Consider the following 14,786-nt stretch of genomic DNA (forward strand, 5'->3'; position numbering starts at 1 on the left):
TCAGGACACTTTTTCAATGGGAGGAAAGAAAATTTTCTGTCCCACGGACAACTTTCTGAAATTGGTAATCTGATTGGCCTTTGCCACTTCGAGGTAATATTTCGAATCACCGTAAATGCGGAAAGCCATGAGCGGCAGCGTGTCGCCCTCTTTCACCTCCCTGATGTGGGTCAAATCGGGTGAGCTGTTGTTCTCCTTCGCCACGCGAAGATCATCTTCCACAAAACCTTTAAATTTAGCTCTTGCCACAGCCCGCAAAGGGGTTCCGTCGGGTTTGAACAGTTTAAACGTAACGTCCATTTCCGAAAGGGTTCCCTTAAATAACAGTGTTCCCCACGAAATGATCAGGTAATTTGGTTTGTGCTCATCCCCGTTGTAATCGAAAATCACCTTCTTGAACTGCTCGATATCGTCGATAATCCCGTTGCCTTCGTCGCTGAATGTTTTATCGTCAGCCGTTCCGGGCTTGCCATAATCGACAATTACACCGGTCCGGTCAAAAACAAACTCCAGCTCAAGGTCTTCCGGAAGCGCTTTGTTAAAGCGTGGCGAAGTGGCACTGGTACCGGATGCCTGATCTTCATTTTGCTCAATCTTGTAGTTGAACTTGTATTGTTCAGGATTCAGTAACGTTTTAAATTCGCCATCGCCTACTTCTTCCGTGAACTGTTCGTCCTTATACGCTTTAATTCGTAATTTTATCAGTTCTCCGCTCATATTATCTTTCCTCTTTTTTTGAAAGGATTTCCATTACCTGTTCCACACAGGCCGCAATAATTTGCTCCTTTTCCTGCTGCTTTGTTTTTCCGGGATTCCCGGCAGGAGGTTTATCTTCCACATTAATTTTAATGTGCAGTTCTTTTATCTCGATAGGCATTTTACTTCACATTGAAATAGTTGTAAGCCAACTCTATGGTTTCTATGGCGATTTTGCTCTCTTCGGCGTTAAAATCGGCCATATTCCATTTTACCGGGTATGCATGTACTACATTCCAGGTTACCAGGGGCTCGTGTTCTTCGTTAAGCAAACTGATGGTCAGGTCGGCAGGGCGAATATCAAAATTCTCCACCGCGTCGCGGCACCACTTTATCAACTCAGAATCTACGAGCAACCCGCGCTTCAGTACCAGGTTCGGATATTTTGTCCTCACCGGCAGCTTGTGCTTAAACCTGTTTTCACCCCCTTCGGCAATTTCCTCGGTATCCAGGTCGACCGTCAGACCGGAAACAGATTGAAACTCGAATTCACCTTTTATATTGGCTATTTCAACCTTAAAATGAAAACCTAAAGGAGGATAATAATTGGCCATATTTTATTCGTTTTGAATGGTTAGCCCTTCATGAACCAGTTCCATCGACTCAATGGCTACTTCGTTGCCGTCTGCCTTCAGATCGGTTGACTGTACTTTTGTCGGCCAGGCATTTTTCACCTTCCAGGTCACCACCGGTTCATGCTCTTCATTGAGCAGGCTGATGGTAATATCCCTGCGCTCGATGGTATTCAACTGCACGGTGTTCCACCAGTTGTAATATTCATTGTCGGTGGCAAAAGTGCCCCTTTTGAGCGTAATGTTGCTGAATTTTTGCATACCGGGCATTTTCACTTTGGAATATTCCGGGCTCGCGCCGTCGCGGTATTCTACTACTTCGGTTTCTACATCCAGTCCGGAAACTTCAGTAAAACCAATTTTTGTTCCGCCCCATTCCACCTGGAAATGGAACTTAACCAATGGATATGTTGTTGCCATAATTTATGGATTTAAATTTTTAACATTCAACTAATTAGGATTCCTGCATTTTGTGAGAGAATTTCAATATGATAAATTCAGCCGGACGAACGACTGCCATACCGATTTCCACATTCATGTAGCCATTCAGGATATCCTGGGCAGTCATGGTTTGTCCCAGTCCAACCCGCACATAAAATGCATGTTCCTGCTTGGCACCTGCCAAAGCGCCTGCTCTCCACTGTAGCGTCAGGAAGTTTTCGATCATCGCCCTCACTTTTACCCATGTATTGGCATCGTTCGGTTCAAAAACAAACTGAGAAGAGGCTTTTTTAACCGACTCTTCCACCATATTGAAAAAGCGGCGAACAGAAACGTAGCGCCATTCATTATCGTTTCCGGCAAGGGTTCGAGCCCCCCAAATGAGAGTGCCTTTTCCGGTGAAAGCGCGAATTGCATTGACAGATTTTCCGGCTACGGTATCCACATTCAGGCTTTCCTGATCTTCATGCGTTACATTTACTGTGGGCCCTTTGACCGCCGTAATACTTACATTCGCAGGAGCTTTCCAAACACCCCGTTCATTGTCCACCATGGCATAAATTCCGACTGCCGCACCACTGGCTGGCAGAACCACTCCCTGGTTACTAATGGCATTCACAATTCCCTTATAAACCCCATCCACTTCCTGCAGAGTTTCCGTACGGTTTGCCCTGGAAGCTTCCAGTTCAGTATAAAAATCAGATACCAGTTTTATCAGCTTTCCGCCAAGCGCTGTAAAATAAGGCGCTGCATTCGCTGCAGTTGAAGTAGCTGTAAATATGTCGTTTGCGTCCGTTGCCGGCGCAGCAAAAGTCAACGGGTTAAAGTCTGCTGTAAAGTCGTCTGAAATCAGCGCGTTATCCCAGGCAGGAGACGGTGCATCGCTGTTCGCCGCCTGACTGAAATGGTTGTAGTCAAACAATGTTTTCAGTAATCCGTGAAAATTGGAATTGGCTACCACAAATTTGGCATGAATGCTTGCCGCCGAATTTTGGTCGTTGGTGTCGTTATCGGTAAAAGTCAGGTCGAAAAAATCTTTTGCATACCCATACAAATCATTGGCGTAGGTTTCCAGCAATCCCCTGTTGTTAATGGTTCCTGCAGAAGGGGCAGTCAAAGAGGACTCAGCGGCAATATCGGTATCAATATTGTCAATGGCCGTTACAATATCACTGTTAAACAGCGCTGTAATATCTGGAACGGCAGCACCTCCTTTTGTGTATGTTCCTCCCACAATCGAATCGTAATCAATTTTGAAAGGCAGGGTTGTCCTTATCCACGGATAATAGGCTGCGCCGTACTTCAAATAATTCATCCCCACATTGTCTCTGAAATCGGCAACGGGGTCAGTTGTAGGAGTAATTTCTTTTTCTCCGTCCACCATGTCGAGTACAGCGAAACGATCCTGTAATTTATTGCATTGTGCAAGCATTGCTGCGTGTACTTCACCTGCCTCGGCAGCACTTAAATGTACTGATTCAGGTATCACGAGCAGCGTGGGCAAATCTTCTTTTTCAAGCGAAGCCAGACCATCCAGCAGTTCCTGTTTGTCAACGTCGGAAGAAAGGGAATTGTAACTCCCCACCGATACGATATAACAATCGCCGCCGCCGTTGGCATAAAACATTCTGACCGAATCGTAAAGCAGGTTTACCCCGTTTACTTTTGCTCTTTTTACCGAATTGTCGGTATTAAGCTCAATTTCAACGGTAGTGGGTTTAGGCGCCCCGCCGAAGAAAAATTCATATTCGGGCAGCGAACCGATTTTTATCGGCTTAATGATTCCCTCGTCGTGATAATCGACGCCTTCAATCAGCGCCATCTCCGTATAGCCCACAAAGGCCGGGATGGCAGTTTCAACTTGCGCTACCGAAGGCGGAAATTTGGAAATTTCCTCTACGTAAACGCCTGGTGTTTTGTAAGCTGTTGCCATAATTCATTGAATTTAAATGTTACATGTATATTTCAGAATAGATTGTATCGTCCGAAACATCCGGCTTAATCAGGGAAACACCGGGATTAGGCAATTCAATCCCGTCCAGTTCAATGGAAATGAACCCGTTCTTTGTAAGCGGGTGTTCGGTTTTTGTAATTAAAACTTTTGAATTCCCGTTTTCCTTCTTCACATCGTCGCCACCTGTAACCTGCTGGTTGGCATCAAAAAGATACCGCCAGATGGTGTTACGGTTTTTAAAAACCACTTCGAAGGTTTGGGCTGGGTCCTGTATTTCATTTTGTGCATTTGTTACATGAAGCGAACTGTTGTCTCCTTTCATAAAAATGCGAACCAACCCAAGAAGATTCATTTTTTCACTGGGTTGTAACTGCTCCAGTTCAGCATTTTCACCATCTTCGGAAAGGATAAAGTCTTCATCAACATGAAAATTACCTCCTGCTTTATCAATCAATGGAAAACTGTTCGGTTCCGTTGCCAAACGCCTGTTCGACAGATAATACATTTTACCGGCATCCTCCAGTTTTAAATCGGTATAATTGTAGAACCTGGAATCTTTTATTTGAACTAAAAAGGTAAAGTCCAGATCGTCGGGCAGTGAAATGAATGGCAAGGCATCATTGTTTTCATCTACCTTGGACCACACAGTAAAACCCGAACTGATTGTTTTAAAAACAAGGTTATACCCGTTCAACTTTTGCCGGGTAGCTTGCGTAGGATGAAGGCTGAGGAATGTTTCAAAATCATAATCTTCCAATCGGTTCAATTGTTCTTCCTCATTCATCGAACTAAAATCGTCTGTACCTTTATCAAGAAAAAAACGGTGAAGTATTTTCGTGCGAAAAAGTTCCCGGTATAGAATGGAATAGCTCATTGTTTCAAATCATTTAAATCTCCACCAATGTGTGTAATAACTCCGGATGAAGCCAGTTTTTTGCCCTGTTCAATCTGAATAAGCTGAATTCGGTAAATGGCAGAAGGCAATTGTCTGCCACCAAATGTTCCCCAAACATTGTTCAGTTCTTCGAATGAGGGCGTATATAATTCGAGAATAAATTTGAAATTATCAAGTACGTCGAACGACACATTTGTACGATCATATACCGTATTGGCGGAAGTGAAAACCTTTCTTCCCTGGAAAAATTCGATCACCTTCGAGATACTACGCAGCGATTTATCATAGGTCTCGCAGTTCGCACTGATCAAAAGGTACACATTTAAATGTACCGGCGGATTTTTATATTCGGTTTTATCGTTTTGTATTCTAAAGTGGGGTGTATTTTTCAGTGTGGTCTCTTCTTCCAGTTTCAAAAGAGACATAACTACTTTTCCGTCCAACCTCGAAGCATCTTCACTCCCCGACTCCCAAAGAGAGATATTCTCCAAAACGACTATTTTTCCCAGCCCGATCTCCGAAAAGTAATTTTCAAGCTGTTCTTTCAAAATTTGTAACGTTTCGTAAATCATACGCAACACGTTTTATTTTCAGAATTCATCATCTATCCAGTTCACCCTTTAAACTTAAAATTTTAAGACCTTTTTGTCTTTTTTAAGTCTTGTTTTACGGCTCACAACGATTTTCTCTGATTCTTATTTTTCAACTTAATGGTTTTGTGCGCAGAAAACTTTTTCGGTTTTATACGACTTAATGGTTTCGGAATGCAAGTTACGGCAAGAAATAATAAAAGTCAACAGTTAGGAAAAAAAAACCAAAAAAAAATTACAAGTAGCTTCATATCAACAACTTAAAATAAATCTACATTTTTTGAAGCCCGATAAGTAATTTCTCTATTTCAGAAATCAATTGTACAGATGATCCGGTAAAATGATTTACCATAATTGTAATGGACAAGTGTTTTCCACCGGAGGTTCGTACATATCCGGAATAACATCGAATCCGCGTCATGGAACCGCTTTTAATCCGCAATGCCTGTTCCGGAAAATGCTGTTGACTGAAATGATAAAGTGTCCCCTGCCCTGCCGTAGGTAACGACTTAAAAAAAGAGTCACGGTTTTTACTGTTGTTTTCCATATAGCGCAAAACCGATGAAAGAAATGCCGGTGAAACAACGTTAAAATGAGACAACCCACTGCCGTCTTCCATTAAAAGCTGCCGGGTATCCAGCCCCCTGTTTTTCCAGAATTCAGTTATTATTTTCAATCCTGTTTCCCTGTTGCCTGTACCGGTTTTTTCTGCTGCGACCTGCTTCACCAGTTGTTCGGCAAATAAATTTACACTTTCCCGGTTCAGAACTTTTACTATTTCAGAAAGTGTGGGAGACTCTGTCATATAAATTTGTAAAAAAGCTGATTTTTCAACTGTTTCGCTTCTGATCTTCCCGGTGATAAAAACACCTTCGCGGGCTAAATGATGTAAAAAATCGTCGGCTAGTAATTTTTCAGGGAAAGGATTGGAAGCTTTAATGCTGAATGACTTGCGGTTTCGGGGAATGGTGCCCCTGACAATCCGCTGACCATTATGCGGGCTTCCAAAAACATAGGCCAAATCGCGGTTTTCAACAGATGACAGCACTTCGTTTTTCCATTCCATTCCTTCCACCTTCGGATTCACCGAAATAATTTCTGTAGGCTGTCCCGCTTCCGCAGGCGACCGGAAAACGATACGAAAAAGATTATCGTACACCGCAAGGGCACTGGTACCGGCACCATAATAATTTCCCATATCTTCCCATATCCAGGTAGGGGGAATTTTCTCCGTATCATAAAGGGAGCCGTCTAAAACCAGGTTTCCCTCAACCCGCTTAATACCGGCAGCTTTTATGCGCTGAGCCCACGTTTCCATAAAATGGGGATGGAAATAATCATTTTGAAAATATTCGGAACCAAGGGCCGGATCGCCTCCGCCAATAACCACTATATCCCCTTTTAAAATTCCGTTTTTTATGGTTCCGGTGTAACCAATCCGGGTTTGGAAACGGTAATCCGGGCCTAAAATCTCCAGCGCTGCTGCCGAGGTTACCAGTTTCAAAACCGAAGCTGGTATAAATAACTTTTTATCATTCCGCTCAAAAACCGGGTCTCCGGTTGCCAAATCGGTTACGGAAATTCCAACAGAAGCCTGCCTGTACTCAGGCCGATCAAGAAATGCCTTCACTTGCTTTTCAAATGACGATTGCGCAAATAAATGGCCATTCAGAAAAAGAAATGAAAAAACAATGAAAAACCGTACCTTCATTTTTTCTATTTTTAGAATTCAAAAATAACAGAATATCAGATTAACAGAAAAGATATGTTACGAACTGTAATGTTGGTAGGTGCCGGAGGATTCATCGGAAGTGTAATGCGTTATCTCCTGCATTATTATGTAGAGAAGGGATTGGCAAGTACTTTCCCCTGGGGGACCCTGATTGCCAATGTGGTTGGCAGTTTTATTATCGGGATGGTTTTTGCCCTTGCCGAAAAAGGGAATTTAATGAATGCAGAATGGCGGATTTTCCTGGCAGTGGGTATTTGCGGAGGGTTTACTACATTTTCGTCGTTTGCCTACAACAACTTTACCATGATAAAGGAACAAGCCCTTGGTTCTTTGCTCCTGAACGTAGGAGCAAGTTTATTTTTTGGGATTCTGGCTGTTTACCTGGGAATTATTCTTATTCGTGTGATATTTTAAAATGTAAAACCATGAAAACAGAAAACAGGGCCGGTATTCTGAAAATCTACGTGGGCGAATCGGATAAAGTACATGGCCGCCCGTTATTCGAGGAAATTGTTTTCGAAGCCCGCAAGGAAGGAATGGCCGGTGCCACGGTATTTAAAGGCATCATGTCGTTTGGGGCCAGTCATTCGGTACATACCATGAAAATTTTTGCTTTGTCCGGAGATTTGCCCGTTGCAGTGGAGATTGTAGATACCATTGAGAAGTTGCAGGATTTTGCCGGACGTGTTAACGAATTGATGGATCAAAGCAAAAAAGGAGGATTGGTCATTCTCCATGAAGTAGATATTCTTCGGTACGAAATGGGAGAAAAGTATAAGAAATAAGCGTTATCTCTGAACTTCGGCAGAAGGATGCTTACACTCATCAATGCGTGGTTAGAAACCACGCCACCCGCTAATTGAGTAACACCTACACGTCGTCTGAGTTAAATACAAATCCCAGTCTTTTTCCCGTTGTCATTTTGGAATGGCTGATTTTCTCCCGCATTTGTTCAACGGTAGCCAGTTTCACATGGTCGTAAGGGGGAACCAGCAAATCGAATTCGATACAGTAACGAATTGCCGTTTCCACAATCTGCCGCAATATCCCCGGCGAAATGGTATCGATGGCAAAACTTTTCACATTCTCTTCTGTCTGACGTTTCCCTTCCACAAAAAAGTGGTTGTCTTTATTCACAAAAATACGCGCCACCAGATATCCCAAATCCTTTTCCCGGTTGTACCTAAAAGAATCTGCCAGGAAGTTATAGATATTGATCATGCCACAGTAAGAACGCAGCGGATCGTCCTGAATGTAAGGAGATTTTAACACCGGATGTTTGTTATCGAACTCAAAAACATTGGAGTGCATACTGAAAATGAGTAGATCACCGCCAATTTCAAATTCCACTTCAAAAGGGCCCCGTTCCCTGAATGCAGGAAAAACAGAAACGTCAATCTGATCCTTTAGTGTTGTAAGGTAATCTTTTTCCAGTGACTTCAGCACTTTCTTCAGAATCTTGAATGTTTGCAGGGTATTTTTATAAACCTGCTGCTTGACAGTGGATTTAATAACATAAGCCTCCAGTAGCGAAGCCCTAATTTCCTTTTCAGTCATGATCTAGAATTTTGAACTAAAAATAAAAAAAAAGCAGCCCGGAAGAGCTGCCTTTCTATAAAAAAATCTTTCAATCAATATGCGACGGCGAAAAGGACCCGCTGTTTCGATGGTTTTCCGGAATAAACACAAACTCCTTCTTCCTGCTCATTTTGAAGCGGAATACAACGGACAGTCGCCTTGGTTTTACTCTTAATCAAATCTTCTGTTTCCGGCGTCCCGTCCCAATGTGCCGAAACAAAGCCCCCTTTATTTTGAAGGACTTCTTTAAATTCATCCCAGGTATCAACTTTTGTTGTTTTTTGGGCACGGAATTCAAACGCTTTATTATATATACTTAGTTGAATCTCATTCAAAAGATTTTGGATATAATCAGCAATTCCCTCCATGGACACCACATTTTTCTCCAGGGTATCACGGCGGGCTACCTCCACCGTACCATTTTCCAGGTCGCGCGGTCCAACCGCCAATCTTACAGGTACCCCTTTGAGTTCGTATTCGGCAAATTTCCATCCGGGCTTTTTATTGTCGCTGTCGTCAAACTTCACCGAAATACCTTTTGCTTTCAGTTCATCAACAATTTCATTCACCTTGCGGGAAATGGTTTCCAACTGTTCCGCTTTTTTATAGATAGGAACAATAACCACCTGGATAGGCGCCAGTTTTGGAGGCAATACTAACCCGTTGTCGTCAGAATGGGCCATAATCAACGCCCCCATCAAACGGGTGGAAACCCCCCATGAAGTAGCCCATACATATTCTTCGCGCCCCTCTTTATTGGTAAACTTCACATCAAAAGCTTTTGCAAAATTCTGTCCCAGAAAGTGAGAGGTTCCCGATTGCAATGCCTTTCCGTCCTGCATTAGTGCTTCAATGGTGTACGTATCAAGAGCTCCTGCAAACCGTTCATTTTCGGTTTTGTGTCCCTTAATAACCGGAAGCGCCATAAAATTTTCGGCAAAATCGGCGTAAACATTTATCATTTTAACGGTTTCCTCTATGGCTTCTTCTTTGGTGGCATGTGCTGTGTGACCTTCCTGCCAAAGAAATTCAGCAGTACGCAAAAACAAACGCGTCCGCATCTCCCAACGTACTACATTGGCCCACTGATTAATGAGCAATGGCAAATCGCGGTGCGACTGAATCCAGTTACGATATGTATTCCATATAATTGTTTCGGAAGTAGGGCGTACAATCAATTCCTCTTCCAACTTCGCATCGGGGTCAACCACTACCCCGCCCTTCTCTTCATCATTTTTCAGACGGTAATGGGTTACCACGGCACACTCTTTGGCAAAGCCTTCCACGTGGTCGGCCTCTTTACTAAAAAACGACTTCGGTATAAACAACGGAAAGTAAGCATTTACATGCCCGGTTTCTTTAAACATCCTGTCAAGTTCGGCCTGCATTCTCTCCCATATTGCATAACCGTAAGGTTTAATTACCATACATCCCCTAACCGCAGAGTTCTCTGCCAGATCAGCTTTAATGACCAAATCCTGGTACCATTGAGAATAATTTTCACTACGCGGAGTTAATTCTTTCGCCATTTTTTCTAAATTGGTATAAAATTTGCTTTTTTGTACATGATTATTCAGAGTTCACAAAGAAAGTAAATATTATTGACATTAAATAAACCGGGAGGACGAGTTATGAAATCAAGATTGACAATTTTAATGATGGTTGCACTTTTTGCAGGTGCATGTACCTCGGGGGGTTATGTCACACGAACATACACAGATGACATTTATTTTAACCCGGGCGATGTTCCTCCACCCATTGTTGTGGAAGAAAATGAGGCAGAGCAAGCTGAAGTTGCAGAAAAATCGGGTCACCGCATGATTATCAGCAATATTGAGGAGAATGAAGAAGGTTCACAAACGATGAACAATTACATTTTTGAAGGAACCGAAAGTGATGCCGATGCGCTTACATATAATATGGATCAGCTCGATATGTATGGAACAGATACTACTGTTTATTACAATGATGATGAAGTAAAATATGTAATAAACAATTATTATGACGGCGATGCCATCGACTATGCTTACCGTATCCGTCGATTCCATCGTCCACATTTTTACGATCCATTTTACTGGGACAGCTGGTATTACGATCCTTATTATTATGATCCTTACTACTCTTCATGGTATTCCCCGTCCTGGTCCTATGCATGGAATTGGGGATATAACTGGTATTATCCTTACAGCAGCTGGGGATGGAACTGGAGCTTTTCACCTTTTTACAGTTCCTGGTACGGTCCTTATTCCTATTATGGATGGGGCCATCCTTATCATTCCTGGTACGGACATGGTGGCATCTATGTAGACTCGGACAACTACCGTTATGGTCGCAGACGTTCAACGGCTACTTCCGTTTATGGTAATGGCAGAGGACTCAGAAGTACATCAGGAGTCAGGTCATCGGCCACAACAACGAAAAGCGCCCGCACAGGGGAGAGAACCCGCTCCACGGAAAACACCCATGCAGCGCGCAGAAGTAATTCCGCATCGGGAACCAGAAGTGCAGCAAACAGTGTTCTTACCGAACGCAGAAGGACATCATCAGGCAGAGATGCCAGCAATCCGGCAGTAAAAAGCGGTACGAGCAGCACCAGGTCAGGCAGTCAAGCCTATACCCGGCCCAGTAGTACTTCTACACGAACTTATACCAGGCCGTCTTCAAGAACAACCACAACCCCACGGGTGGTTAAACAAAGTTCAAATTCCCGCTATTCTGCTCCCCGCTCGACATCGAGCTACAACAGCACTTACCGCTCCACTTCAACATACAACAGGAGTTCAAGTAACAGTAGTTCTACAAGAACATACAGGGCGCCTTCTTCAAGCTCCACAAAATCGGGCAGTACGTACAGGAGCGCCCCGTCGAGAAGCAGTAGTAGCAGCAGCGGAAGTTACCGCAGCAGCGGTTCATCATCGAGGAGCTACAGCAGTCCGAGCAGTTCCAGCAGCTCCGGAAGTTCAAGGTCTTCTTCGTCATCGTCAGGGAGAAGAAGATAAAAAATGGATGACCGCCATTAAAAGTGATTATTAACGAAAAACAGTTTAAGCCATGAAAAAATTCATAACATTATTGAGTTTAGCTATTCTAGTACCTTTTTTTACTCAGGCGCAAGGGTTGGTTGATGCGTTACGCTATTCCGATTTTCAGGTTCAGGGAACAGCAAGGGCCGGAGCTATGGGAAATGCATTTGGCGCCCTGGGAGGAGATTTCACATCGGTGAGTATCAACCCTGCAGGCCTTGGTCTTTACCGCTCATCTGAACTGGTCTTCACCCCCACCTTTGGAAAAACGCAGGTAGAATCCACTTATCGTGGCAACCTGATGACCGACAGTAAATACAATTTCATGTTTAATAACCTGAGTTATGTGGCCGCCCTTTCAAACGATAATCAGGGAGAAACAGGTTTGGTCAATATCAATGTGGGAATCGGTTTTAACAGGCTGAAGGATTTTAACAGAACGGTACTTGCAGGTTCCGACAATATGAATAGTTCATTCCTTGATTACCTTGCAGATAATGCAACAATTAATAACTGGGGTGAATTTTATGAAGATCTTGCCTGGGAAACTTACCTTTTATGGGAAGACCAAGATAATGAAGGTGTATATTTTCATGATTTGGAAGGTGCTTACGGGCAAAGTCAGCGAAAAAGTATCTCACAACAAGGTTATATAAACGAATATTCTCTGGCTGCGGGACTTAACTTTAACCACAAGCTTTATATCGGGGTATCGGTAGGTATCGTTGATGTTTACTACAAAGAATCTTCTCAGTTATTAGAATGGGACGCCCAAAACAATATCGATTTGTGGGATGAAATGCAATTTGACTCTTACCTGCGTACCAGCGGAACAGGCTACAACGGTAAATTAGGTATTATTTATAAACCCACCAACGAATTAAGGTTAGGCGCCTCGTTGCATACCCCCACTTTTTATAACCTGCACGACGTATTTGAAACAGCGATGTACTCCAAAGCAGCCAATGACGAAAGCGAAATGGGAAGCCATGAAGCTTTCTCTCCATACTCCGAGTATGATTACGATTTGGAAACGCCGTTACGTGCCACCATAAGCGCAGCTTACATTGTTGCAAAAAAAGGATTAATCAGTATTGATTATGAATTTACCGATTACGGTTCGGCCAGTTTGCGACGCGGCAGTGATGGGCACAGTTTTGTGGATGAAAACAATGACATAGCTGAAGTGTATAAAGCAGTGGGCAACCTCCGGATTGGAGCGGAACTTCTGGCAACCAGCAATATCAGCCTGCGTGCCGGCTTTGAAAATTATCCGTCTCCCTTTAATTCGGAAGCGTTTGACGAGTCTCAGCCCAATGCCGATTCCAAAATGAATGTAATTTCTGCCGGACTCGGCTACCGGACTGGCGGATTCTTTTTCGATGTAGCTTACAGGCATGTACAAAATAAAACATTTGACTTGCTTTATCCGACTCCCCCAACCGATTTCTACCCGGTACCGGAAATGGCAACTTTCGAGACAGTTAAAAATAATGTGATGTTTACGTTGGGGTTCAAATTCTAAAGAATTCCATACATATAATTGCCATAAAAGGTACAGTCCTGGGATTGTACCTTTTCTTTTTAGGATTGTTTTACGCATGAAATGGCGCACATCCTTTCTATATTCTCAAATTTGTTGGAGAACTGTACCGCATGAATGCCCGCCCTGGAAATATTTTTCTATAAGAATTGTATTAACTAAATGTGATACATTATTATTCAACATTCGGTTTTTATTGCTTCCATACCTCCTGACCAGCTTACCCTTTTATAAATTTTATTGAAATTATGTTTTAAAAAAGTAAAATAACCTATGGTACTCATTCTGAAATTTTGTTCCTTTAGGTCCTAATTCACAGAATAGTATGAAGCGGACTATCATTGTAATTTCAGTACTTATCCCATTCCTGACACATGCACAAAACACCCTGTATTTTATGGACCGGCTACCTCAAAGTAGTAACTATAACCCGGCTATTGTTCCAAATGCCAGGTTTTTCATTGGTCTTCCCGGTCTTGGCGGATATTCTGCACAGGCCTACAATTCCGGGTTTCATTACAACTGGCTTGATAACTTTATTGAGTCGGTTGGAAACGAAGGATACAATCCCGATGCAGTCGTCCGGTCCATTGGAAACTATAACCGTTTCTTTTCTGAAACCCGGGGCAATATTCTTTCTTTTGGCTTCAAACGAAAAGAAAAGGGATACTTTTTGTTCAATGCTTCAATAAACAGTTCATCAAAAATGGAGGTCGCGTCAGATATTGTCTACCTGCTAACCGATTTTGATGATATTGCACCCGACGATTTTCCCATAGTTGTTGATGATATTGATCTGCTTACAAACAACTATTTATCGCTGGGTTTCACTTATTCGCATATTATCGATGATAACCTTACTCTCGGAATTACCCCGCATATAAACTTTAACCTGATGGGAATTCAGACCAAAAATATTAGCTACTCGGTAAATCGTCAAGAAATGGGAAATGACGATTATGACTATGATCAATCTTTTACCGGGGAGGTAATACTGGGATTGTACGGAGAAATAAATCCGGATGCTGTTGAAGGAAATATCCTTAACCTGGAAGAGGGACTTCTGCCCGACAACTGGCCTGAAAACACACGATTCTCTGACCTGTTTAGAAACAAAAGCCTTTCTTTGGATATTGGCGCCACCTATAAATTAAATGAATGGATGTTCTCTGCGAGTGTCCTGAATATTGGGGCATCGCACTGGAAAACAAACGGCTATATTTTAAACGGGAACAGCAATGATGAAATTACAATAAGGGAAAATGAAAAAATTAAAATCGGGATCCCACCCCAAATATACCTGGGGGCCAAAAGGCAATTTTCCGAAAAATGGAATTACGCTTTCTTATTCCATAACACTTTTTACAAAGGAGGCTCCAATGCCTCGGCAACCCTTTCCCTGAACGGAGAAATCGGAAAAATACTCTCTACCTCCGTTAGCTATACCGCAGGATACAAATTTGATAATATCGGGTTGGGATTCAGACTGAGGTTCCTCCCCGGAACAGATCTGTTTTTTATTACCGATAATGTCATTCAATCCATCAACTATAAAAATGCTTACCGGTTGTCGGCAGCGGTTGGAATAAATCTTTCTTTCGGCATAAAAAACGAAACTCCCGGCGTTGACGGATAACAACCTTTTTCGGTTCCTACCAAGCCTTGATCCTTGTTGGGAGTTTGGTAAATGCAGAATTTTACA

At 42.8% G+C, this 14,786-nt stretch carries 15 protein-coding genes; 5 read left to right on the forward strand and 10 right to left on the reverse strand.

Going from position 1 to position 14,786, the window contains the following annotated elements; all coding sequences use genetic code 11:
* The 8 genes from D1164_RS09460 to dacB form a co-directional block, all read right to left on the reverse strand.
* Window positions 1–717 carry a CIS tube protein gene (locus tag D1164_RS09460; protein ID WP_119349729.1) on the reverse strand — a complete coding sequence of 239 codons (717 nt, stop codon included), beginning with the start codon at window positions 715–717 and terminating at the stop codon, window positions 1–3.
* 1 nt (window position 718) lies between these two features.
* Window positions 719–877, reverse strand: a complete 159-nt coding sequence (locus D1164_RS23760) for a DUF5908 family protein (RefSeq protein ID WP_172594401.1) — start codon at window positions 875–877, stop codon at window positions 719–721.
* 1 nt (window position 878) lies between these two features.
* Complete coding sequence (locus tag D1164_RS09465) at window positions 879–1,310, reverse strand: phage tail protein (protein WP_119349730.1); 432 nt, start codon at window positions 1,308–1,310, stop codon at window positions 879–881.
* A 3-nt stretch (window positions 1,311–1,313) separates the two neighbouring features.
* Window positions 1,314–1,748 carry a phage tail protein gene (locus D1164_RS09470; protein ID WP_119349731.1) on the reverse strand — a complete coding sequence of 145 codons (435 nt, stop codon included), beginning with the start codon at window positions 1,746–1,748 and terminating at the stop codon, window positions 1,314–1,316.
* Between the two features lie 34 nt (window positions 1,749–1,782).
* Window positions 1,783–3,702, reverse strand: coding sequence for a phage tail sheath family protein (locus tag D1164_RS09475; RefSeq protein WP_119349732.1), 1,920 nt, complete (start codon window positions 3,700–3,702; stop codon window positions 1,783–1,785).
* Window positions 3,703–3,721: 19 nt separating this feature from the next.
* Window positions 3,722–4,597 carry a hypothetical protein gene (locus D1164_RS09480; RefSeq protein ID WP_119349733.1) on the reverse strand — a complete coding sequence of 292 codons (876 nt, stop codon included), beginning with the start codon at window positions 4,595–4,597 and terminating at the stop codon, window positions 3,722–3,724.
* A complete protein-coding gene (locus D1164_RS09485) occupies window positions 4,594–5,190 on the reverse strand; it encodes a DUF4255 domain-containing protein (RefSeq protein ID WP_119349734.1) in 597 nt (198 codons plus the stop codon). The genes D1164_RS09480 and D1164_RS09485 overlap by 4 nt, the downstream gene beginning before the upstream one ends.
* 289 nt (window positions 5,191–5,479) lie before the next feature.
* Window positions 5,480–6,919 (reverse strand): D-alanyl-D-alanine carboxypeptidase/D-alanyl-D-alanine endopeptidase, encoded by a 1,440-nt coding sequence (gene dacB / locus D1164_RS09490; protein WP_119349735.1) that lies wholly within the window; start codon window positions 6,917–6,919, stop codon window positions 5,480–5,482.
* 54 nt (window positions 6,920–6,973) lie between these two features.
* On the opposite strand from dacB, the gene crcB reads away from it, so the two are divergent.
* Together crcB and D1164_RS09500 are read left to right on the forward strand one after the other, a co-directional pair.
* The gene (gene crcB, locus D1164_RS09495) at window positions 6,974–7,354 is read left to right on the forward strand and encodes a fluoride efflux transporter CrcB (protein ID WP_119349736.1); all 381 of its coding nucleotides are present in this window, start codon (window positions 6,974–6,976) and stop codon (window positions 7,352–7,354) included.
* An 11-nt stretch (window positions 7,355–7,365) separates the two neighbouring features.
* The gene (locus tag D1164_RS09500) at window positions 7,366–7,725 is read left to right on the forward strand and encodes a DUF190 domain-containing protein (RefSeq protein ID WP_119349737.1); all 360 of its coding nucleotides are present in this window, start codon (window positions 7,366–7,368) and stop codon (window positions 7,723–7,725) included.
* Window positions 7,726–7,810: 85 nt separating this feature from the next.
* On the opposite strand, the gene D1164_RS09505 is transcribed toward D1164_RS09500, so the two are convergent.
* Together D1164_RS09505 and proS are read right to left on the reverse strand one after the other, a co-directional pair.
* On the reverse strand, window positions 7,811–8,497 hold the full coding sequence (locus D1164_RS09505) for a hypothetical protein (protein WP_119349738.1): 687 nt from the start codon (window positions 8,495–8,497) through the stop codon (window positions 7,811–7,813).
* A gap of 74 nt (window positions 8,498–8,571) precedes the next feature.
* A complete protein-coding gene (gene proS, locus D1164_RS09510; protein ID WP_119349739.1) occupies window positions 8,572–10,047 on the reverse strand; it encodes a proline--tRNA ligase in 1,476 nt (491 codons plus the stop codon).
* A 102-nt stretch (window positions 10,048–10,149) separates the two neighbouring features.
* Here proS and D1164_RS09515 point away from each other — a divergent pair, with 102 nt between their 5' ends.
* The 3 genes from D1164_RS09515 (at window position 10,150) to D1164_RS09525 (ending at window position 14,720) form a co-directional block, all read left to right on the forward strand.
* The gene (locus D1164_RS09515; protein ID WP_147372120.1) at window positions 10,150–11,517 is read left to right on the forward strand and encodes a hypothetical protein; all 1,368 of its coding nucleotides are present in this window, start codon (window positions 10,150–10,152) and stop codon (window positions 11,515–11,517) included.
* A 52-nt stretch (window positions 11,518–11,569) separates the two neighbouring features.
* Window positions 11,570–13,066: an OmpP1/FadL family transporter gene (locus D1164_RS09520; protein WP_119349741.1), complete on the forward strand. Its 1,497-nt coding sequence runs from the start codon at window positions 11,570–11,572 to the stop codon at window positions 13,064–13,066.
* 343 nt (window positions 13,067–13,409) lie between these two features.
* The gene (locus D1164_RS09525) at window positions 13,410–14,720 is read left to right on the forward strand and encodes a DUF5723 family protein (RefSeq protein WP_119349742.1); all 1,311 of its coding nucleotides are present in this window, start codon (window positions 13,410–13,412) and stop codon (window positions 14,718–14,720) included.
* The last annotated feature ends 66 nt before the right edge of the window (window positions 14,721–14,786 follow it).

Source organism: Mariniphaga sediminis (assembly GCF_003573545.1).
Lineage (GTDB): Bacteria > Bacteroidota > Bacteroidia > Bacteroidales > Prolixibacteraceae > Mariniphaga > Mariniphaga sediminis.